Annotated in this window: 18 protein-coding genes and 3 pseudogenes; 6 read left to right on the top strand and 15 right to left on the bottom strand. The window is 70.7% G+C overall.

The window, feature by feature from the left end; genetic code table 11:
- Position 1 precedes the first annotated feature (1 nt).
- The 7 genes and pseudogenes from BLW86_RS03330 to BLW86_RS03360 form a co-directional block, all read right to left on the bottom strand.
- Positions 2 to 955 (bottom strand): alpha/beta hydrolase, encoded by a 954-nt coding sequence (locus tag BLW86_RS03330; RefSeq protein ID WP_093872612.1) that lies wholly within the window; start codon positions 953 to 955, stop codon positions 2 to 4.
- A 36-nt stretch (positions 956 to 991) separates the two neighbouring features.
- Positions 992 to 1,813 (bottom strand): alpha/beta fold hydrolase, encoded by an 822-nt coding sequence (locus BLW86_RS03335; RefSeq protein ID WP_093872613.1) that lies wholly within the window; start codon positions 1,811 to 1,813, stop codon positions 992 to 994.
- A 99-nt stretch (positions 1,814 to 1,912) separates the two neighbouring features.
- Positions 1,913 to 3,337, bottom strand: a complete 1,425-nt coding sequence (locus BLW86_RS03340; RefSeq protein WP_093872614.1) for a dihydrolipoyl dehydrogenase family protein — start codon at positions 3,335 to 3,337, stop codon at positions 1,913 to 1,915.
- Positions 3,337 to 3,915: a Dps family protein gene (locus BLW86_RS03345; protein ID WP_093872615.1), complete on the bottom strand. Its 579-nt coding sequence runs from the start codon at positions 3,913 to 3,915 to the stop codon at positions 3,337 to 3,339. Before BLW86_RS03345 ends, BLW86_RS03340 begins: the two co-directional genes overlap by 1 nt.
- A 93-nt stretch (positions 3,916 to 4,008) precedes the next feature.
- Entirely contained in the window at positions 4,009 to 4,515 is a 507-nt protein-coding gene (locus tag BLW86_RS03350; protein WP_093872616.1) for a DoxX family membrane protein, read from the bottom strand.
- Between the two features lie 5 nt (positions 4,516 to 4,520).
- Entirely contained in the window at positions 4,521 to 5,183 is a 663-nt protein-coding gene (locus BLW86_RS03355; RefSeq protein ID WP_093872617.1) for a hydrolase, read from the bottom strand.
- Positions 5,184 to 5,443: 260 nt separating this feature from the next.
- Positions 5,444 to 5,650: pseudogene (locus tag BLW86_RS03360) on the bottom strand (IS5/IS1182 family transposase); the annotation flags it as partial.
- A 301-nt stretch (positions 5,651 to 5,951) separates the two neighbouring features.
- Between BLW86_RS03360 and BLW86_RS03365 the strand changes: the two are divergent.
- The gene (locus BLW86_RS03365) at positions 5,952 to 6,524 is read left to right on the top strand and encodes a dihydrofolate reductase family protein (RefSeq protein ID WP_093878474.1); all 573 of its coding nucleotides are present in this window, start codon (positions 5,952 to 5,954) and stop codon (positions 6,522 to 6,524) included.
- Positions 6,525 to 6,836: 312 nt separating this feature from the next.
- Here BLW86_RS03365 and BLW86_RS03370 read toward each other — a convergent pair whose 3' ends face one another.
- Together BLW86_RS03370 and dnaB are read right to left on the bottom strand one after the other, a co-directional pair.
- Positions 6,837 to 7,586, bottom strand: coding sequence for an SDR family oxidoreductase (locus BLW86_RS03370; RefSeq protein WP_093878475.1), 750 nt, complete (start codon positions 7,584 to 7,586; stop codon positions 6,837 to 6,839).
- A 247-nt stretch (positions 7,587 to 7,833) separates the two neighbouring features.
- Complete coding sequence (dnaB, locus tag BLW86_RS03375; RefSeq protein ID WP_093872618.1) at positions 7,834 to 9,165, bottom strand: replicative DNA helicase; 1,332 nt, start codon at positions 9,163 to 9,165, stop codon at positions 7,834 to 7,836.
- A gap of 194 nt (positions 9,166 to 9,359) precedes the next feature.
- Between dnaB and BLW86_RS40735 the strand changes: the two are divergent.
- A pseudogene (locus BLW86_RS40735) lies at positions 9,360 to 9,485 on the top strand (IS5/IS1182 family transposase); the annotation flags it as partial.
- Positions 9,486 to 9,500: 15 nt separating this feature from the next.
- Here BLW86_RS40735 and BLW86_RS03385 read toward each other — a convergent pair.
- Positions 9,501 to 10,046 (bottom strand): MOSC domain-containing protein, encoded by a 546-nt coding sequence (locus tag BLW86_RS03385; protein WP_093878476.1) that lies wholly within the window; start codon positions 10,044 to 10,046, stop codon positions 9,501 to 9,503.
- A 218-nt stretch (positions 10,047 to 10,264) separates the two neighbouring features.
- Between BLW86_RS03385 and BLW86_RS03390 the strand changes: the two genes are divergently transcribed.
- Positions 10,265 to 11,449 (top strand): IS701 family transposase, encoded by a 1,185-nt coding sequence (locus BLW86_RS03390; protein ID WP_093878477.1) that lies wholly within the window; start codon positions 10,265 to 10,267, stop codon positions 11,447 to 11,449.
- Positions 11,450 to 11,661: 212 nt separating this feature from the next.
- A protein-coding gene (locus BLW86_RS03395; RefSeq protein WP_371129441.1) for an IS5 family transposase occupies positions 11,662 to 12,512 on the top strand; the annotation gives its coding sequence in 2 pieces (ribosomal slippage) (positions 11,662 to 12,013 and positions 12,013 to 12,512; 852 coding nt in all).
- Positions 12,513 to 12,530: 18 nt separating this feature from the next.
- Here the strand turns inward: BLW86_RS03395 and BLW86_RS03400 are convergent.
- Both BLW86_RS03400 and BLW86_RS03405 read right to left on the bottom strand, forming a co-directional pair.
- Positions 12,531 to 16,043, bottom strand: coding sequence for a protein kinase domain-containing protein (locus BLW86_RS03400; RefSeq protein WP_093872620.1), 3,513 nt, complete (start codon positions 16,041 to 16,043; stop codon positions 12,531 to 12,533).
- Position 16,044: 1 nt separating this feature from the next.
- Positions 16,045 to 16,638 carry an FHA domain-containing protein gene (locus BLW86_RS03405; protein WP_256341186.1) on the bottom strand — a complete coding sequence of 198 codons (594 nt, stop codon included), beginning with the start codon at positions 16,636 to 16,638 and terminating at the stop codon, positions 16,045 to 16,047.
- Positions 16,639 to 17,006: 368 nt separating this feature from the next.
- Between BLW86_RS03405 and BLW86_RS41845 the strand changes: the two genes are divergently transcribed.
- Positions 17,007 to 17,168: a hypothetical protein gene (locus BLW86_RS41845; protein WP_177181539.1), complete on the top strand. Its 162-nt coding sequence runs from the start codon at positions 17,007 to 17,009 to the stop codon at positions 17,166 to 17,168.
- Positions 17,169 to 17,360: 192 nt separating this feature from the next.
- Positions 17,361 to 17,837 (top strand): hypothetical protein, encoded by a 477-nt coding sequence (locus tag BLW86_RS03410; RefSeq protein ID WP_093872622.1) that lies wholly within the window; start codon positions 17,361 to 17,363, stop codon positions 17,835 to 17,837.
- Between the two features lie 60 nt (positions 17,838 to 17,897).
- Here BLW86_RS03410 and BLW86_RS03415 read toward each other — a convergent pair.
- From BLW86_RS03415 to BLW86_RS03430, 3 genes and pseudogenes are all read right to left on the bottom strand, one after another.
- Positions 17,898 to 18,392, bottom strand: a pseudogene (locus BLW86_RS03415) (enolase C-terminal domain-like protein); the annotation flags it as partial.
- Between the two features lie 106 nt (positions 18,393 to 18,498).
- On the bottom strand, positions 18,499 to 19,212 hold the full coding sequence (locus tag BLW86_RS03420; RefSeq protein WP_305633711.1) for a cysteate racemase: 714 nt from the start codon (positions 19,210 to 19,212) through the stop codon (positions 18,499 to 18,501).
- 643 nt (positions 19,213 to 19,855) lie between these two features.
- The gene (locus tag BLW86_RS03430) at positions 19,856 to 20,899 is read right to left on the bottom strand and encodes a LacI family DNA-binding transcriptional regulator (protein ID WP_093872624.1); all 1,044 of its coding nucleotides are present in this window, start codon (positions 20,897 to 20,899) and stop codon (positions 19,856 to 19,858) included.
- Positions 20,900 to 20,962: the final 63 nt, after the last annotated feature.

The following is a 20,962-nucleotide window of genomic DNA, read 5'->3' on the forward strand; positions in this document are numbered from 1 at the left end:
GTCATGCGAGGGCCTTGCGGAGGGTGTCGACGGCGAGACCGATGGCGAGCTCCGCGCCCCGCGTCTCCCGCAGGGCGTTCAGCATGACGAAGTCGTGGATGACGCCCTGGACGCGCAGGGCGGTGACGGGGACTCCGGCGGCGCGGAGCTTCGCCGCGTACGCCTCGCCCTCGTCGCGCAGGACGTCGGCCTCGGCGGTGACGACCAGGGCGGGCGGCAGGCCGGTGAGCTGTTCGGTGGTGGCGCGGAGCGGGGAGGCGGTGATCTGGGTGCGCTCGGCCTCCTCGGTCGTGTACTGGTCCCAGAACCACTTCATGGCGTCACGGCGCAGGAAGTAGCCCTCCGCAAACTCGTGGTACGAGTCGGTGTCGAAGGCCGCGTCCGTGACCGGGTAGAAGAGGACCTGCTGGACGAGCGTGACGTCGCCGCGCTGCTTGGCCATCAGGGTGAGGGCGGCGGTCATGTTGCCGCCGACCGAGTCGCCGGCGACGGCGATCCGGGTGCCGTCGAGGTCCTTGTGGTGTCCCTCGCGGGCGATCCACTGGGCGACGCCGTAGTTCTGCTCGACGGCGACGGGGTAGCGGGCCTCGGGCGAGAGGTCGTACTCGGGGAAGACCACGGCCGCCCCCGTGCCGACGGCGAGTTCGCGGACGAGCCGGTCGTGGGTGTGGGCGTTGCCGAAGACCCAGCCGGCGCCGTGGATGTAGAGGATGACGGGGAGCGGGCCGGTCGCGCCGCGGGGGCGGACGATCCGGGCGCGGACGTCGCCGGTGGGACCGCCGTGGACGGTGATCCACTCCTCGTCGACGGCGGGCAGCGGGACGCCCTCACCGTTCTGGACGTCGTCCACGGCCTTGCGGCCGTCGGCGACGGGGATCTGGTAGAGGTACGGCGGCTGGGCGGTGGCGTCGGCGAAGGCCTGGGCGGCGGGTTCGAGGACCGGACGGTTCTTCATGAGGGCTTCTCCTTCGGGGGATGTGCGGGGCGGGTGTCAGCGGGTCGCCCGTGCGGCAGCGAGGATCACGTGGGTGACCACGGCCGGACGGGAGACCGCGACTGCGTGGGACGCGTCCACTTCGGTGATCTGCGAACCGGCGCGCCGGGCCATCCACCGTTCGGCGGCCGGCGGGATGTTCCTGTCGGCGGTGGCGATCAGCGCCCAGGACGGGATCGTCCTCCAGGCCGCTTCCCCGGCCTTCTCCTCCAGCGCGGCGGTGGCGACCGGGCGCTGGGTCACGGCCATGACGGCAGCGTCGGCGGTGGGGACGTCGGCGGCGAACTGCCGGTGGAACTTGGACCGTTCGATGACGAGTTCGGTGCCGGTGCCACCGCCGGGCAGCGGGTACGACCGCGGGTTCACGGTGTCTCCGAGCGTGGAGCCGGGGAACTTGGCGGCGAGCTCGGCCGCGCTCTCGCCCTTGTCCGGGGTGAACGCGGCGATGTAGACGAGGGCCTTCACACGGCTGTTGCCCACCGCGGCGCCACTGGTGACGGCGCCGCCGTAGGAGTGGCCGACCAGGACGACGGGTCCGTCGACGGCGGCCAGCACGCTGCGCAGGTAGGCGGTGTCCGCGGCGAGACCGCGCAGCGGGTTGGCGGGGGCCAGGACGGGGTAACCGGCGTGCTGCAGCCGCCTGATCGTGCCGCTCCAGCTGGAGGCGTCCGCGAACGCTCCGTGGACCAGGACGATCGTGGGCTTGGGACCGTGCCGGTCGGCGCCTTCGGCGGCGGGGCGGCTCGCGGGTGCGGCGCCGATCAGGGCGGCGAGCGTCGCGGGCATGGCGAGGGCGAGGGTGCGCCTCGTGAGCTGCATGGGTGGGTGTTTCCTTGTCGGATGGGGAAGCGTGGGGGTGTGCTCGGTCGAGCGGGAGGGGTACGCCGGTCGAGGGGGCGCGGGAGGGGGTAGCAGGCCTCAGAGGCCGTACGCCTCCAGGAGCCGGAGCCAGACCTCGCTCACCGTCGGGAAGGCGGGCACGGCGTGCCGGAGGCGGTCCAGGGGGACCTCGCCCACGATGGCCACGGTGGCCGTGTGGATGAGTTCGGTCGCCATCGGACCGGTGAGCGTGCAGCCGACGACGACCCCTCGGGTCTCGTCGACGACGAGCTTGGCGAGGCCATGGTAGTCGTCCGCGTGGAGCGCGGCACCGGCGACGTCGTCGATGCGGTACTCCACCGCGCGTACCGCGAGACCCGCTTCGCGTGCCGCGCGTTCCGTGAGACCGACGCTCGCGACCTCGGGACGGGTGAAGACGGCCTGGGAGACGGCCACTTGGTCCGCCCGCGCGCTCCACGCCTGCCAGCCTCCGGTGCCGGCCGGTCGGCCCGCGGCTCGCTCGGCGATGGCCGCCGCGCAGGCACGGGCCTGGTACTTGGCCATATGGGTCAGCGGCGCCCGGCGGTTGACGTCGCCGACGGCGTAGAGCCAGTCGCCCTCGACCGCGGTGACCCGACAGGTGTCGTCGACCGCAAGCCAGTCGCCCGCCGGCAGTCCGACGGAGTCGAGGCCGAGGTCCGCGGTGCACGGGCGCCGGCCGACGGCGGCGAGAACCTCGTCGCACACAAGAGTGGTGCCGTCGTCGGTCTCCACGGTCACGGTACGAGTGGTCTCGTCACGGGCGGCCCGGACGGCCGACACCCCGAAGCGGATGGTGACGCCCAGATCGCTCAGCCCCCGGGTGACCTCTTCTCCGGCGCACGGCTCCCAGCCGGTCAGCAGGGCCTGGTCGCGGACGAGGAGCGTGACGGAGGCGCCGAGCGAGCGCCACGCGGTGGCCATCTCGCAGGCGACCACTCCCCCGCCGATGACGACGAGCCGCGCGGGCACCGCGTCGGCGGTGGTGGCCTGCCGGTTGGTCCACACACCGATCCGGTCGAGCCCTTCGACCGGCGGAAGGGCGGGTTCCGTGCCGGTGCAGACCACGACCGCGCGCCGGGCCCGCAGGGTACGGACCGTGCCGTCGGCCCCGGTCACCTCCACCCGGCGCTCACCGGCGAGCCGTCCGTACCCCCGTACGAGCGCGATGCCCGCACCGTCGAGCCAGTCGGCCTGGCCGGTGTCGTCACCGCGCCCGGTGAAGCGGTCTCGGCGGGCCAGCACCCGCGCCGGATCGAGTGCCGCCGTGACCGCCTGCCGAGCCCCGTCGACCGAGCGGGCCTCCGCTCGGGCGGCGCCGGGACGCAGCAGGGCCTTGCTCGGCACGCAGGCACGGTAGGAGCACTCGCCGCCGACCGCCTCGGCCTCGACGACGACGGCGGTCAGCCCCGACCCGGCGGCCCGGCCGGCCACGACCTCTCCGGCCGGCCCGCCGCCGACCACGACGACGTCGTACGTGTCCATCAGCCGTGCACCAGAGGGGTGTCCACGAGGTGCTCGGCCAGGAACCACACCTGCGCCTCGCCGGTACGGATGACATCGGAGACGAGCAGGTCGGCGCTGCCCTCGTCGCCCTCCCCGGAAAGCCGGGCGGCGGCGTCGCGGGCGTCTGTCAGGATCCGCTCGTGCGCGTCGAGGAGCCGCGACAGCATGACGGGCACCGGCTCGACGCCGTCGGGCGGACGGGGGATCGACGTCAGTTCGGCGACGTGGCGCGGGTCCCCGACGGCGACGCCGCCGAGGCTCTGCACGCGCTCGGCCAGCGCGTCCACGATGGCCAGCTGGGCCTCCGCGTGCTTGTCCAGCATCAGGTGGAGCGAGTAGAAGGTCGCCCCGCGCATGAGCCAGTGGTGCTTCTTGTAGAGGGAGTAGAGGATCTGCGTGTCGGCGAGAACGCGGTTCAGCCGCTGGCAGGCGTACATGCGGGTGTCGTGACCGAGGCCGATCGGCAACTGCTTGAGCGTGCCGAACGCCTGGGTCTCGGCGCCCTTCTGGTGCAGCAACGGCTGGCCGCCGCCGTGCGGGTTCGTGAGGGTGTCCATCGAGTGCTCCTGTTCGGGAGAGAGGGAGGGGAAGGGTCCGACCGCCCGGTCGGGGGTGCGCGGGCGGCCGGACCCGGTCTGCGCGGCTCGCGCTCAGCGCTCGGCGGTCGCCGGGGCGGGGGGCCGGTGCAGGACGAGCCGGGTGAGGAGCCCGCTGCCGAGACCGGCCGCGAGCGCGAGGGCCGCCCACCACAGGGGGTACGGCGTGAGGCCGAGGGCCGCGTCGAGGGACCAGGCGCCGGGTCCGGTGGCGGCCAGGGCGGCGGCGGTGCCGATGAGGACGAGCGGGTACTCGTAGCCGTCGTTCTGCACCCAGAGGCCGTTGTGCCGTTTCACGGTGAGCGCGACGGTCATGACCCCGATGGTCCCGGTGGCGGCGAGCGGGGTCAGGAGGCCGGCGGCGAGCAGCAGGCCCGATCCGATCTGGCCGCCGCCCGCCGCCAGCGCGGTGACGGCTCCGCCGCGGAAACCGTCGGCGCGGAACTCCTCCGTGCCGCCTTCGAGTCCCCTGCCGCCCAGGTGCGAACTGACCTTCTGCACACCGTGGCCGGCGACGAGCAGTCCCACCAGCAGACGCAGGATCAGAATGCCGGTGTCCACAGGGGTCAGCCGGCCGCGTGCGCGCCGATGACCGACTGCGCGTACACGACGCCCAGGCCGTACGCGCCCGCGTGCGCCTTGACGATCTCCATGACGTCGCCGTACGTCTCCTGACGCGCCCAGTCGCGCTGCAGCTCCAGGAGGACCTGGACCCAGGTCACGGGCACCGCGCCGGCGGCGATCATCCGCTGCAGGGCGTGCTCGTGGGCGGCCGGGCTGACGCCGCCGGAGGCGTCGGTCACGACGTACACCTCGTAGCCCTGCTCGAGCGCCGAGAGCGCGGGCAGCACCAGGCAGACCTCGGTCCACAGACCCGCCAGGACGATCTTCCTGCGCCCGGTCGCCCTGACCGCCGCCACGAGGGCCTCGTCCTCCCAGGCGTTCATGGTGGTGCGGTCGATGACCTCGTGCTTGGGGAACACCTCGGCGAGCTGCGGCAGCAGGGGCCCGGAGAACGACTCGGCGGCGACCGTGGTCAGGACGGCCGGAACGTCGAACGCCTTGGCCGCCTTGGCGAGACCCACGGTGCTGTTGATGATCGCGGCACGGTCGCCGCTTCCGGTGCCGAAGAACATCTGCGGCTGGTGGTCCACGAAGAGCATGACGGCGTTGTCGGGCGTCAGCAGGTCCGCACTCGGGGCGGCCTGGACCTTGGCGATGTCGAACATGAGGGGTCCTCTCGGAGCAGTCGGTACGGTGCCGTCCGCGCGTGGCAGCTCGGCACTCCCGAAAACTACGGCCCGCGCGACCGGCCGACTTTCCTCCCCGCGCCCAGGTGTTGGCACGACAGCGCATGACTGTCGAGCACGCGGGCCCTGAGTGGCGCGGAGCACTCGGACCGCGGCATCCGCGGGTTCCGCGAACGCCACCGCGGTCCGACGGCGCACCTGAGCCCGTGCCAGAGAGCCCCTAGAGGATGTCCGGAAAGTCATGGGAGCCAGAGCCGTAGGCAGGCGAGGGTGACCATGGCCGGGTGGTGGACGGCTCGTTTGTCGTAGCGGGTGGCCGGGGCCCGGTTCTGTCTGGGCCGGCTGAAGCAGTGTTCGACGACGTTGCGCCGCCGGTAGGCGGTCCGGTCGAGCCGGCAGCGGGTCTCGCCTCGGCGGATGCGTTCGTTGATCTGGTCGATCCGCTTCCCAGGGCCCCCTTTTCGGGCCCGGCCGCGTGCTGGTGGGCCGCCAACCCCACGCCGCCCATGGCCACAGGAACGCTCATCCGGCCTGGCGCAGGGCGGGAGCGGCGCCTGCTGGGAGGGCACGGCCACCGCGTGGGCTGCGCGGTGCGGTCGCTTCGCAGACAGCACCGACACGGCCCACAGCACCCTGCCGCTACGGCGAAGGGAGCCGAAGCAGAACCACCGATGGTCCTGAGACGGAAGCGGCCATGGGGCCGCCTCTACGCGGATGCCTGGCTTCTTCCGGTCGGTCTGGTTGGCGATGAGTGTCTGGCGAATTTCGGCGGCGGTCTTGCGGGCGTGCCTGGACGGCTACATCGCCGCGCCCGGCGACGACATCGGCTGGAGCGTGCCGAGCGACGAGCTGTTCCAGTTCTGGTCCGACCGGTTGCAGGCGACCGACCTGACGCTGTACGGGCGCAAGCTGTGGCAGACGATGAGCTCCTACTGGCCGACCGGTGACCAGCAGCCGGGCGCCACCCCTGCGGAGATCGAGTTCGCGCGCCGCTGGCGGGACATGTCGAAGGTGGTGTTCTCCTCGACGATCGACGAGGTCGACTGGAACACCCTCCTGGTCACCGGCGACGCGGTCGCCGAGATCAGACGGCTCAAGGCCGAGGACGGCGGCCCGATGGACATCGGCGGAGCGACGCTCGCCGGGGCGGCCATGCGGGCCGGGCTGATCGACGAGTACGTGCTGGCCACCGCGCCGGTCCTGGTGGGCGGCGGCACGCCGTTCTTCACCGCGCTGGACAACTGGGTGAACCTCAAGCTGGTGGAGACGCGGACGCTTCCCTGCGGCGTGGTCCTGACCAGGTACGAGACGAGGCGCTGAGCATCAGCGCCCACGCGCTGGGGACTGCCTCGAAGTGATGTGCGTAGCGGTGCGGGCAGCAGAACCTCAGCGCTCCCACCCGGCGGCCCGACCCCCACCCCTCTGGACGCGCTCCGCGCGACAGTGCTCCCACCATGCCGTCGCTGTCCTCGCCACGAACACGCCGAGAACCTGCCGCGGTGCCAGCTGACGTCCCCACAGCAAGTGACTCCGTCACTTCGAAACACCACCTGGTCTCACGGAGATGTCATTTTCTCGCGAAACGTCTGGCGACCTCGGGCCGCGGCATCGAGCACGTGAGTGCCTGGCGGTCTACGCGAGGCCACCGTTGCTCATCAGCAACTGGCCGTTGATCCACTCGCCTTCCCGGGAGCACAGGAAGTCCACGAGATGCGCGGTGTCCTGCGGAGTGCCCAGACGGCCAAGCGGGGTGTTGCGGACGCATTGCTCCCGGATCTCCTCGGACATCCAGCCGGTGTCGATCGGTCCGGGGTTGATCACGTTGGCGGTCACGCCGAGGTGGGCGAGTTCACGGGCGGCGGCCAGGGTAATGCGGTCGAGGGCTCCCTTGCTCGCTCCGTAAGGCAGGTTGCCGACAGTGTGATCGCTGGTCAGGCTAATGACCCGGCCGGTTCCTGGGGCTGCTGCGAAGCGGCGGCCGAACTCGCGGATGAGGAGCCAGGTGGCGCGCGCGTTGACGGCGAAGTGCCGGTCGAAACTCTCGACGGTGGTGTCGAGCAGACCGGAGTCGACCGACTCGCAGTGGCACATCACCAGCGCAGTCACGTTGCCCAGCCTTTGTTCGGCCTCGTCGAAGACGCGTGCCGGGGCGTCCGGGTCGGCGAGGTCCGCCTCGATCGCCGTGCTGGACGCACCGTGTTCGGCCAGAGCTTGGCTGATCACTTCGGTGGCACCGGCCTCCCTGCCCCAGGCCATGCGGTCGTCGTAGGGAGTCCAGTAAGTGAAGGCGATGTCCCAGCCCGATGCTGCCAGGCGGCGGGCGATGCCGACGCCGATGCCTACGGTGCGGCCCACGCCGGTGACCAGGGCGAGCGGGCGCATCCGGCCGGGGGCGGTCTGGTCTTGATCGGTGCTCGTCGTCACGGTCCGGGATCGTCCCCGACCGGCACCGGAGCGTCAATCGCTTTTCCTATGACCGCGGTCGTCCCAGATCAGATGGCTTCGATTGCGGCTCGTGGCATGGGGCTGTGTCCCGACCGGCGAGTCTCACAACGGCGGCATAAGTGCCATCGACGTGCCATCGGAGACGAGATTGTGCCGCGAAATCTGAGACCCGGCACGCCTCCTTTCAGGTCTGGGCCATGTCGACGAAGCGGGAGTAGTGGCCCTGGAAGGCGGTAGCGATCGTGGCGGTGGGTCCCTGGCGGTGCTTGGCGACGATGAGGTCGGCTTCGCCTGCTCTGGGTGAGAGCCTCTCGTAGGCGTCCTCGCGGTGGAGGAGGATGACAAGGTCGGCCATCTCTTCCAGGGTGCCGGAGTCGCGCAGGTCGCTGATCACGGGTTTTTTGTCGGTGCGTTGCTCGGGGCCGCGGGTGAGATCGGACACGGCGATGATGGGGATCTCGAGTTCCTTGGCCAGGGCCTTGAGGCCGCGGGCGATCTCGGAGACTTCTTCGTAGCGGGAGCTGAAGCGGCGGGTGCCGTAGTCGAGGGTCTGCAGGGAGTCGACGACGACCAGGCGGACACCGTTGCGCATGCGCAGCCGGCGGCACTGGGCTCGTAGATCGAGAAGGGTCACGGCCCCCGCGTCCTGGATGTAGAGCGGGGCAGAGGCGACATCGGGCATCCGTTTGGCGAGCCGGTGCCAGTCCTCGTCCTTCATCGTGCCGCTGCGCATGGAGTGGAGGGCGACACGTGCTTCGGCGGACAGGATCCGCATGGTGATCTCGTTGCGGCCAGACTGCAGGCTGAAGAGCACGCTGGGCGTGTTGTGCTTGACGGAGGCGCTGCGGAGGAAGTCCATGGCCAGGGTGGATTTCCCCATGGCAGGACGAGCGGCGATGACGATCAGGTGTCCGGGCATGAGACCGCCGGTCAGGGCGTCAAGCTCGGTGAACCCGGTGGGGACGCCGGGCAACGTTCCTGACCGGCTGCCGATGGCTTCGATGTCGTCGAGCGCGCCTTCCATGATGTCGCCCAGAGGCAGGGCGTTGCCGGAGGGGTGCTGACGGCTCGTGGCCTTGAAGAAGGCGCTCTGGGCCGCTTCCAGGACCTCGTCGGCGTCGTCGATGTCCGCATCCGTTACGAGACGTTCGGCCTTGCGGGCCGCATCGACGGTCGCCCTGAGGACTGCCGCGTCCTTCACCCGTTGCGCCGCCGCGTTGGGATCCTTCCGGGCGCCGGGTGCGTGGGCCAGGTCGTGGACGACGTCACGGCTGATGGTCTCCAGCTGTTTCTGCTTGTCCAGCTCGGCTTCGACCAGAGTGGGATCGGCGGGGATCCCGGCGCTGAAGAGGCCAAGAACGACTGAGTACAGCAGCCGATGGCCGGGGTCGTGGAAATCGTCCGGCACCAGCGTCGTCGCAACGTCCGCGATGGAGTCCTTCGACAGCATCATCGCCCCGAGAACAGCACGCTCAGCGGCGAGATCGACGGGCATGCCGTCCTTGTGAGTGCCCATCGTCTCCCCCACCCTCCATGACGCACGTCTTGATCGCAGTCACACGGTAAAACGCCGCCTCGAACGCGGCCATGCTCTCTTGCTGATTCGTCAGATCGAGGACCAGCCTGGTCCTTTCAACCATGGGTGGCATCCGGGAAGCAGCCGAACGCTGCGGTTCCCTGCTCACGGGCGGAACCGCTCGCCCGAAGGTCACGGCGGCGCGGTGCATCAACCGTCTCAAGCAGTGGCGAGGCCTGGCCACGCGAACGGACAAGCTTGCGATCGCCTATCAGGCCGCACTCCACCTCGCCGCCATCCTCATCGGGGCACGCCGATGACCACGGAACGAGAACCTAGACCCGTTCCAGCGGGCGGTGAGGGAGGGGCGGGAGCTCAAGCCGGATGGAATCGTCGGGGCGGACGGTCCCTCCACGGCGGACCACAGCCATGACGCCACACTTGAAGGTGAACTCGCCGGACAAGGGGTCCATGGCGAAGACCTCACCGAGCAGCCCCTTGCGGAAGTCGTTGATCTTCGAGCACGGGTTGCGCAGTCCTGTCACCTCAAGCACCGCCTGCTCCCCGAGATGGAGCAGAGCGCCGGTGGGCAGGCTCAACAGGTTCACCCCGCGCGTGGTGATGTTCTCGCCGAGCTGGCCTGCAGAGACTTCGAAGCCCTTGAGCGCGAGTTCGTCGAAGAGTTCCTCGTGCATCAGGTGGACCTGGCGCAGGTTGGGCAGGTCCGGCTCGTAGGTCATGCGGAACTGGTGGCGGATCGTCTCACCTGCGTGAACGTCTCCTTCCACTCCGATCCCCGTGAGCAGCGTGATGGAATCGCGATTGGGCTTGCTGAACGAGTACGCCTCGTTACGGCTCACTGCGGCGACCTGACCAGGCATCACGCTCTCCACCCGTTGTCGTTCTGCGGCCGGTCGATCATAAAGGCGGTGCGACCAGCCTTGTGAGGATGGCGTGCAGTGAGCGGACTTCATCGGACGGATGCGTCAGGTCCGGCACCCGACCGGCATCGCCCCGTCACCGAGCACCGAGGAGACAGCTCCTAGTACTGCATCGGTGTTTGCCGTGACTGGTGGCCAGGTCATTCGTTGGTGTGTTCATGGGTGGGGAACTTGCTGATGCCCGGTCGGGGGCGGGTGAACTGAGGGCTCTGCATGAGCGGTTCGTGCACCGTTTTGCCAGGTCGGAGCCGCGTGAGTCGGCGCTGGCGTATATGCGGGGCCTGGTCGCTCCACTCGAGCGGAAGAACGGCTGGACGCTTGCCGAGGAGGCCGGGCATGCGGGCCCGGACCGGATCCACCGGCTGCTGAACCGGATCGACTGGGACGCGGACGAGGTCCTGGACGATGTCCGCGAGTACGTCGTCGAGCATCTCGGCAACCCGCAGGCGGTGCTGATCGTGGACGACACCGGCTTCCTGAAGAAGGGGATCCGGTCGGCCGGGGTCCAGCGCCAGTACTCCGGAACCGCGGGCCGGACGGAGAACTGCCAGGTCGGCGTGTTCCTCGCCTATGCCGCCGGCCGCGGCCGCACCCTGATCGACCGGCGTCTCTACCTGCCGGCGTCCTGGACCGACGACCGCGAACGCTGCCGGCGGGCCGGCATCGGCGACACGGTCGTTTTCGAGACCAAGGTCGCCATCGCCCGGGCCATGGTCCGCCGGGCGATCGAGGAAAAGATTCCGTTCCGGTGGGTCACCGCGGACGCCGGCTATGGCTATTCCAAGAGCTGGCGGACCGAGCTGGAACGGGCGGACGTCTTCCACGTCATGGCCACCACCCGCCACGACACCGTCGTGACCCGCTGGGCCATCGATCATCCCGTCCACGACCTGTTCCACGAGCTGCCGAGGCAGAAGTGGAAGCGCCGATCCTGCGGGAACGGGGCCCACGGGCCGCGGGTGTTCGACTGGGCCAGGGTCGAGGTCCGGCCCTGGCACCGGGAGGACCGGCGGCACTGGGTGATCGCCCGCCGCAGCGTGAGCCGGCCCCAGGAGATCTCCTACTACATCGCCTACTGCCCCGCCGACACCACACTTGACCAGCTGATCTGTGTCGCCGGGGCCCGGTGGGCGGTCGAGGAGTGCTTCCAGAGCGCGAAGCAGGAATGCGGCCTGGACGACTACCAGGTCCGCCGCTACCCCGGCTGGCACCGCCACATCACCCTGGCCATGGCCGCCCACGCCTGCCTCACCGCCCTGCGGGCCCGCGAACTCGACGCCGACAAAGCAGAAACGGATCCTCCGGCCTCGTCCCCCTCAGCCTTCCCGAGCTCAGACGGCTGATCCACCACCTCACCCACCGCCGGCCGGCCTCGGTCGACCATGTCCTGCACTGGTCGACCTGGCGACGCCGACGCCAATACCAAGCTCGTCTCAGCCACTACCAACGACGCGGCCACACACCACCAGAAACTGCCCAACCATCAGGTCAAAGACCGTTGCAGTACTAGGGGGTGTCTTCAAAGCTGATCAAGTGATGAGAGATCATGTCGGCCATGGTGCGTCGTCATGAGCTCTCGGATGCCGAGTGGGCTGTGCTGTCACGGTTCCTGCCGAGTTCGGGGACCGCGGGCCGGCCCCGCACGGACGACCGGTTGGTGCTGAACGGGATCGTGTGGAAGCTACGGACCGGCTCGGCCTGGCGGGACGTGCCCGAGCGGTACGGCTCCTGGCAGACCCTGTACACCCGGTTCCGCAGGTGGGCCCTGGACGGCACGTTCTCCCGGGTACTGCGGCAGGTCCAGGCGGAGAAGGACACGGCCGGGGACCTCGACTGGCTGGTCTCGGTCGACTCCACGATCGTGCGGGCCCACCAGCACGCCACCGGCGGCAAAAGGGGGCACGAGACGGGGACGAAGCGGGTGATCACGCCCTCGGCCGATCCCGTGGCGGACTGAGCACCAAGCTCCACCTGGCCTGCGACGGGCGAGGGCGCCCGCTCGGCTTCGTCCTCTCGGGCGGCAACGCGAACGACTGCACCCGGTTCGAAGCCGTCCTGGAGTCGATCCGCGTTCCCCGCAACGGGCCGGGCCGTCCGCGCACCCGGCCCGACCACGTCATCGCCGACAAGGGCTACAGCTCCCGGAAGATCCGCCGCTACCTGCGACGACGCGGCATCACCCACACGATCCCCGAACGCGTCGACCAGGCCCTCGGGCGCCTCAACCGGGGCTCGCACGGCGGCCGGCCACCCGCTTTCGACCGGCGGATCTACCGCCTCCGCAACGTAGTCGAACGCTGCTTCAACCGGTTGAAGCAATGGCGCGGCTTGGCCACCCGCTACGACAAAACCCGCGAGTCCTACCAGGCTGCCGTCACCATCGCCTCAATCCTGCTCTGGATCTGACCCCTTTGAAGACGATCTCTAGGGCAGGGAGGCCAGCTCCCAGTCGAGGTCCCAGAGCTTGGGGCCGTCGGTGTCCGTCGGACCGCCTGTGGTGAGCACAAACTGGTCGTGGGCGGGGAGAACGGCGCACGAGGCCCCTGCCGGATGGGCTTCGACGACTCGGATGCAGTGGCCGGAGTCGGTCTGCCAGATCCGGAGGCTGCCGGCCAGGTCGACGGACACCGCGAAACGCCCGTCCTGAGTGAGGTGGGCGTCGGCCGCCCCGCCGGGAATCGGGTCGAAGGTGCGCACGCACCGGCCACTGGCCGTATCCCACAGTCGGAGTGCGGCGTTCTCACGGCCGGTGCTGCACAAGGCGAAACGGCCGTCGGAGCTCAAGCTGACCGACATCAGCCGGCCGTTCCCGCCCATGGTGCCCACGCACTGACCGGTCCGCAGATCCCACAACCGGACGGTGCCGTCCCAGCCCGCCGACGCCGCCGTACGGCCGTCGGGGGTGCTGCTCAGGCCGCTGACCTCAGCGGAGTGTCCGGGCATGGCGTGCAGACGGCGCGGTTCGGCCGGGGCCAGGTCCCACAGCTGAAGACTGCCGTCATAACCGCCCAGCAGGATCCGATCGTCGTCCGCCGTCCAGTGCAGGGAGCGGATCGCGTAATCGCCGCCGACGCGTCGGATCTCGCCGGTGTCCCGCTGCCAGAGACAGAGCTCGGAGCTGGTCATCTCCCCGTTGTTCACCATGAGCTTCTGGATGTCCGCCTGCACCATCAGAACCCGTGTGCCTCTGATGGCCAGGTTCCGCAGGAGCTTTCCGCCACTGAGCCGCCGGCCCTCGAGGCGGGCGCCCGTGGCGACGTCCCACACCTGAACCCCTGCCATGTCGCCGGTGACCGCGAATCGGCCGTCGGCCGACAAGCCGACATGGTTCTGCTCCGCGGTGCCGAGCGTGCGTAGCTGGGACACGCTCCGCAGGCCGACTCGGGTGGTGTGCCGGCCCAGCTTGCGCCAAGAGGCGAGGACCTCCGGCGCCCGTTCGTAGCCGTGCTCTGCCCGCGCTTGCGTGAGCCCCTCGAGCGCGTCGGAATACCGGCCGTCCGAGATCGCGCGCTCGGCCCGGGCGACCAGTGTGCGTACCCGCTGCGCGGTGCTGTTCAGATCGGACTGCGGGCGGGGCCGGCTGATCTGCGCGCTGGCGTGATAGGCGCCGGGCAGCTCCCAGAAGCGCAATGTATGGTCCTTGCCCAAGGAGAGGCCGAACCTTTCGCCCCCGGGAACATCGGGAAGCGTGACGAACCGCACGTCGCACACGTCACCGTCATGACCGCGGAACGTGCGGACGCAGCGGCCGGTGCGCAGATCCCAGTAGCGAACGGTCTGGTCTCTGGCCCCCGAAAGCAGGAACCGGCTGTCGGACCGCAACGCCAGGTTGTCCACCCCTTCGGTGTGTCCCCTCATGACCCGGACACAGCGGCCCTGCTCCAGGTCCCAGACGCGGATCGTGGTGTCGAGGATTCCCGCCGAGACCATGAGGCGTCCGTCGGCGCTGAGGCACAGGGCGTTCATCGAGAAGGGCTGCCCGGCGACGAACTGCCTGAGGCACCGGCCGGAGGCCACGTCCCACAGCCACGCCGTGCCGTACATGGCGCTGCTGGACACCACTCTGCGACCGTCGGGGCTCATCGCGAGGGACACCGAGTTCTGCTCCGGCTCGCCGACGGCCGCCAGGAGTGTGCTGTTGCGCAGGTCCCAGACCTGGACCGTCCCGTCGGAGGCGGTCCAGGCCCCGACGCTGCCGTCATGGGACACGCGCACCGCGGTTTGATTGATCCTCTCTTCGCGCACCCGAGTGCCCTCGAAGACCTGGACACAGCGCTCCCGTGGGATGTCCCAGAGCCGCACGTCGCCGTCGAATCCGGCGGTGAGGGCGTAGCGGCCGTCAGGGGTGACGTCCACGTCGTGCACCGGCCCGGAGTGCCCGGACAGGGCGAACAGACGGCCCTTCTCCTGGTCGGCGGATTTCCAGACGATCACGCTGCCGCTGCCGTGCCCGGCAACGATGACGCCCGCGTCCGGCGTGGCGCGGAGCGCCCCCTCCTTGTGGTTCAGCGGCCTTCCGGGCGGCATGGGGGGCAATCCAGGGCGGTCCCTTTCCGGCCAGCGCTGCCAGGGCATCGGCAGCGTCGCGGCACACCCGGCCTTGACGACCTCTCCCGCCGCAATCGCCTGCAGAGCGGCACGGGCCTCCGGTTCGGCCGGTCCGTCGCCGTGCTCGGCCAGCGACGCGCAGGCCGCATCGACGTCGCCTCGTTCCATGTGCACCAGCGCGAGCAGATGGCGTTGCCGCCCGCCGGGCCCGGTCTCCGGCCCGAGCCCTTCGAGTTCGGCGAGCATGCTCTCGTCGCTGATCTCGCCGCGCCGCCAACGGCGCATCCCCGCGTTGTACGTGCTCTGCGGATGCCGTGGATCCGCCTCCAGGGCCTGGACGAACAGCTTGTCCGCCTCGGCGGGCCGGTCGAGGTCGAGCAGGGAGAGGGCCCGGTTGTTGAGCTCGTCGGCGCGCAGATCGGCCGGCACCGGTTCCGGCCGTGGGTACGGCCGGCCGGTCGCGCTCCGGTGGATCTCCACGAGTTCGGCGGCCACCTCGGCCATGGTGCCCGGCCGGTCGGCTGGATCTCTTTCGAGACAGCGGCCGAGCAGCGCGGCGAGACCGGCCGGCATCTCGGGGAGCCCGGGCCTGCCGCCCGGTCCGTCGGCGAGGTACTCCGCCAGTGCCCGGCCGGCCTCGTCTCCCCTCGGCCAGGTGCGCCGGCCGGTGAACACCTGGAGCACGGACGTGGCGTAGCTGTAGATGTCGGTGCGACGGCTCAGCGCACGATTGGCCAGCTGTTCCGGGGACGCGTACTCCCGCGTCAGACCGGCACGGCCCACCAGGACGCTGTCGGCGTCCCCCGCGTCCCGTCCGTCACCGAGGGAAGCGGCCGCCGGTCCGGGGGCACCGGTGCGGGCTCTGGCCAGTCCGAAGTCGGTGACCTTGACGATGATGTCGCCGCCCGCGGTGTCGATCAGGACGTTCGCCGGTTTGACGTCCTGGTGCACCAGCCTGTTGCGGTGGGCGTGCTCCAGGCCCCAGGCGAACTGGATCGCCACGTCCAGGGCGCGCCGCACGGCCTCTGCGGGAGCCAGACCCCGGAGGATCCGGCCGCTCGCGATCCAGCTGTGGAGGTTGCCGTCCGGGACGTACTCGGCGAAGACGGTCGGAAGACCGTCGAGCCTGCGGACATAATGGCAGCCGCAGATGTTCGGGTGGAGTCCCAGGTTCACCCAGGCCTCCGCCTCGCTGACGAACTGCCGCTCGTCCCGGCTCCGCGACGCGTCCCGGAAGGGACGCTTCGCGGCCAGATCGATGCCCCATTGAAGGTGCCTGACCTGGTAGACGATCCCCATCCCGCCCTTCCCGGCCACCCCCACCACCCGGTACCGGTCGTCGATGACCTCGCCTGTCCGCCACTCGGGGAACTGCTCGGGCGCTTGCATGTCAGGCCTCCTCGCCGAGTACGTACAGGTCTTGGGGCAGCAGGGTCGCGCTCTTCAGCAACGCCTGGATCAGGTTGTGGTTGAGGGTGTTGCCCACGGGCTCGCCGACCCCTTCCTCCCGCAGCAGTCCGGCCACGGGGTCGCGGCCGCTCGCGAGGCGCTTGCGGACCGTGGCGACCGTGTGCTCGGCGATCCTCGCCGTCCAGGTGCGCTGGGGTGCGGCACGGGACAGATCATCGGCCACCTGCTTCCACGACGCGGGCTGGGGATAGCGCTCCTGGCGCAGATACCGCTGAGCCAACGCGATGAGCACAAGGCGCTCGGTGTTGCTCAGGTCGTATACGTCGTCCGTGGCCGTGGTTCCCTCCGAGTCGCCGTCGTCGACGGTGGCCGGGTACCCGACGATGTGCACCTCCAGGAGGTGGGACCTGCGGTGGGGGGTCTCGATGAGCAGCGCCGAGTAGCCGGGGGACATCGCCCGTTCATGGCCGCGAAGCAGCGCTTCGGCGCCCGGCAGTTGGATCGGGCGTCGTCCCTCGTTCCGCAGCCACCACTGCTGCCCGTCGCACTTGAAGACCCCTTGCAGTCGGCTCACATACGGGTCGTCTGCACCGATGGGCACATGGACGTCGTCCGCGGCGCGCCCGAAGTGCAGAGTGAACTTCCGTGGCGGGACGGCGAATCCGCTCTGCGTGGACTTCACGAAGATGGTCCCCGGCGGAGCCTTGGGCAGGCAGCCCGAAAGCGTCGGCATCGTTTCCGGCAGTACTTGTGGAACGAATTCCCGGATCTGCACATCCACCCCTGTGGTCCGAACCTGCACCGTCCTTCTGGCCGCCACCGTATGGTGCCCGTTTCGGGACCAGTCCCGAGCATGGTTCGGTAACCCGTCACAGCCCTCTCACCGGCGTGCGCCGAAGCGCTTCGGTACTGGTCCCGGGCGACCGGTGCTCCGATTTCGGCATGCAGCAGGCGAAGAAGCACGTTCCGAAGAACGATGGTGGCAGGCATACGGCGGCCCGACGACTGTGGGAGACCGCGAGCGATGAACTCGTGCGCTGGGCGGTGAAGTTGTCGACGACCGGGATCATGGCCTGGGTGACCTACTGGATCGACCACCACTGAGGACGGGAACCGGCCCTGGACGCGGCCGGCCCGGCGTAGCCGAGGCCGGCGTAGCCGAGGCCGGCGTAGCCGAGGCCGGCTCACCCGGTGAGCTGGGCGGTGCAGGCACCGTCGCCCGGTCCATGGACGTCAGGTCCAGGCACATACATCAGCAGGAAAGCCTGCTGGTCATACGGCCACCGAGGCGTTCCCGTGTTCCGGGGGAACGCCTCGGAGGCGTACCGGCACCGGGGACGGTCCGCCGCCGTCATCACGGCGGGCGAGTACACCGTGGCCGCCGCCGAGCACGGGCTCGCGACCGGCTTCGGCGACGGGTCCCCGGTCGCCGGGGTGCAGCTGCGCTTCCTGGGCGGGGCCATCGCGCGGGTCACGGGCGGGGCCACGGCCTTCGCCCCCCCGGCAGAGCCGGATCATGGCCCACCTCTCCGCCGTCTACGCCGACCCGGCGAGGCCGACCCGCACACGGGCCGGGGCGAGGAGTTCACGGCCGCCGTGCGGCAGTCCGACACGGCGCCCACGTCAGCTTCCTCAGGGACGTGGATCAGGAGCAGATCCGGGAGGCGGTCTTCCCGGGTGCCACGGGGGAACGGCTCGCCCCGGGTCATGGCGGAGTACGACCCGGCCGACCTGTTCCGTTCCCACCGCGGCATCCTGCCCGCGGCCTCGTGAGTCCTGTCCCCGGGCGCGGTCGCACCCGGGGAGCCGCTGAAGGCAGGCCCGCTTCGGGGGCTAGAACGCGATCCATTCCGTGGACGTGGTGACCTCTCGCAGGATGTCCGGGAGCGGCTCGATGCCGACGCCCGGGCCCGTCGGGACGTCGAGGTGGCCGTCCGCGAGGACGAACGGCTCCGTGATGTCCGTGGCGAAGTAGCGGTGGGAGCCCGAGGCGTCGCCGGGGAGGGTGAAGCCCGGGAGGGCGGCGAGGGCGACGTTGGCGGCGCGGCCGATGCCGGTCTCCAGCATGCCGCCGCACCAGACGGGGATCCCGTGGGCGCGGGCGATGTCGTGGATGCGGCGGGCTTCGAGGTAGCCGCCGACTCGGGCCGGCTTGACGTTGATGACGGAGCAGGCTCCGAGGGAGATGGCCGCGGCGGCGTCGGCGGCCGACTCGATGGACTCGTCCAGGCAGATCGGGGTGCGCAGCAGCTTGGCGAGCTGGGCGTGCTGGACCATGTCGTCGTTGGCGAGGGGCTGTTCGATCAGCAGCAGGCCGAAGTCGTCGAGCACCCGGCTGAGGCTCCGTGGGGGGGTGCGTCGACATGTGCCTGATCATCTCCGCAGGTTAGGACGCGCGCGGCCCTGCGATGTGGTGCGTGCGGACGAGGATGGGTCAGCCGATTCGTTCGCCGGTACGAACTCCGCTCGTGGGGCGCCACAGGCGGGCGACGGCGGCTTCGGCGAGGGCGTCGGTCGAGTCGACCAGCGGCAGCACGCGGGCGGCCGCCCCGCTGACCAGCGGGATCTCCGTGCAGGCGGCGACGACCGCCTGGTCCCCCTGCCCCTGGAGGCTCTCGGCCGCGGTGGCGATCCAGCGCTCGGGCCCGGTGGGGTCGGCACCGCCCATGACCGCGCGGATGGCGGCGTCCACGTACTCCTCCTGTACGGAGGCGGGCACCTGGACGACGTCGAGCCCGAGCCGGGCGCCGGCCCGCTCGTACAGCCCGGTCAGCCGCGTGCCCCGGGTCGCCAGAACACCCACGCGTTCGAGCCCGTGCACCCGGCGGGCCGCTGTTTCGAGGGCGGCCCTGATCATGTCGAGGACTCCGGCGCCAGTGGCCCCGGACAGCTGCTCCACGTAAGCGTGCGCGGTGTTGCAGGGGACGGCGATGCAGCTCACTCCGGCGCGCTGGAGCCAGCGGGCGCCCTCGGCGAGGGCGGGCACGGGGGACGGCCCTTCGCCGAGCAGCGCCGCGGTCCGGTCGGGGACGGCCGGATCCGCCCACACGAGGACGGGCAGATGCGCTTGGTCGGAACCGGCCGGGGTGCGCTGGACGAGCCGTCGGTAGAAGTCGGCCGTGGCGAGCGCTCCCATCCCGCCGAGGATGTCGAGGGCGGGGCGGGCGGGGCGGGTGACGTGGCGCGTAGGGGGGGTGCATGTACGGGGCGGCCTTTCCGTTCTTCGTTCTCCCGCCGTCGTCCGCAGGTCTCGACGCGATCGTCGTCCGATCGGAACGGCGGGATGTCGTCGCCGACACCGAAAGATCCGGCCGGGATCGGTACGGCCCGCCGGAGCGTCCCCTCACCGGACGACGGGTTCGGTGCGGCGGACGAAGAGCACGCCCCAGAGCTGTGCCGGAGACCGGGCCCCGGCGCCCGGGAGCCGATTTGACTGGCGTCCGGCCCCGCCCCTGCCCTGCCGGGCCCGCTGATCGCCCACGCGAAGGTCCGTCTCCGGCGGCTCGGCGGGGAACCTCTCCGCTCTCGTCACGGCACGCGACACGGCCCGGCGCGGGCGGGGCCCCGGACCGTACGACCGGGTCCGGTCCGCCGTGTCGGACCAGGCCCACTCGTCCATCGGCAACACCCTGCGCATCATCGACGTCGAGCCCTTCGACCGCGCCGCCCTCCTCTACCGCGACCCGCACCTGGCCAGGGCCGCCCCCACGCAGGACGCCTCCTACCTCGACGCCCTTCACACGGACGACTCCACCCGGTGGAACCCGAGCCGCCCGCCGGGGTCGTGCCGCTCAGCTCCCGATCGGTACCTGCCCGGCGGGGTGCGCAAGCCGTTCGCTGGAGCCGCGGACCACCAGACGGGTGGGGACCATGATGGTCCGGGCACGGGTGCGGTCGCCGTCCAGGCGGGCGAGGGCGGTCCTGGCCGCCGCCTCGCCGATGGCCGCCGGGTCCTGGGCCACGACGGTCAGGGCCGGTTCGAGGACATCGGCGAGCGGGAGGTCGTCGAAGGTGACCAGGGCGATGTCCTTGCGTCCCGCGCGGGTGAGCTGGGCGATGACCCCGAGGGCCATGATGTTGTTCGCCGCGAACAGGGCGGTGGGGGGATGCGGCAGGTCGAGGAGCGCGGTGGTCTCGGCGGCGGCCGCGTCCTGACTGTGGGCGCCCGTCACCAGGGCCTGGTCGTAGGGCAGGCCGGCCTCGGCGAGCGCCGAGCGGTATCCGGCGAGCCGCTCGCGCCGGGTGTAGAGCTTGGCGGGGAGGTCTCCGATGAAGCCGATGCGGCGGTGGCCGCGGGCGATGAGGTGGGAGATGCCCTCGTGGACGCCGGTCCGGTTGGAGCTGACGACGCAGTCGGCGGACAGTCCGACGCCCGGCCGGTCGAGGAACACCACCGGCAGACCGGCCGTGCGTGCCGCCTTGAGATGGCCGTGGTCGGCTCCGAAGGCGGGGACGACCATCAGCATGCTGACGCGCCGGGCGAGGAAGGTCTGGATCAACGCCCTTTCCCGGTCCGGGTCTTCGGCCGACGAGCCCATGAGCAGGGTGAGCCCTCGGTTGCGTACGAGGTCCTCCACGCCGCCGGCGACGGTTCCGAAGAAGGGGTTGCCGAGGTCGGGCACGACCAGGCCGACGGTGGTGTCGGGGCCTCCGACCCGGATGTTGCGGGCCATCAGGTTCGGCTGGAAGCCGAGCTTCGCGACCGCGGCGAGCACGCGTTCGCGGGTCTCCGGGGAACTGGGCCCGTCCTCGTTGAGCACCCGGGACACCGTCTTGGCGCTGACGCCCACTTCCCTGGCGACATCGGCCAGTGTGGGGCGGCGGTTCGCGGCCATGTACCACCGTTCCTGTGCGTTCGTCGGGCCCGGCCCCTGCCCGGGGCCGGGCCCGCTGTCCTG

Origin of the sequence: Streptomyces sp. TLI_105 (genome assembly GCF_900105415.1) — a bacterium.
In the GTDB taxonomy this organism is placed as follows: Bacteria; Actinomycetota; Actinomycetes; order Streptomycetales; family Streptomycetaceae; genus Streptomyces.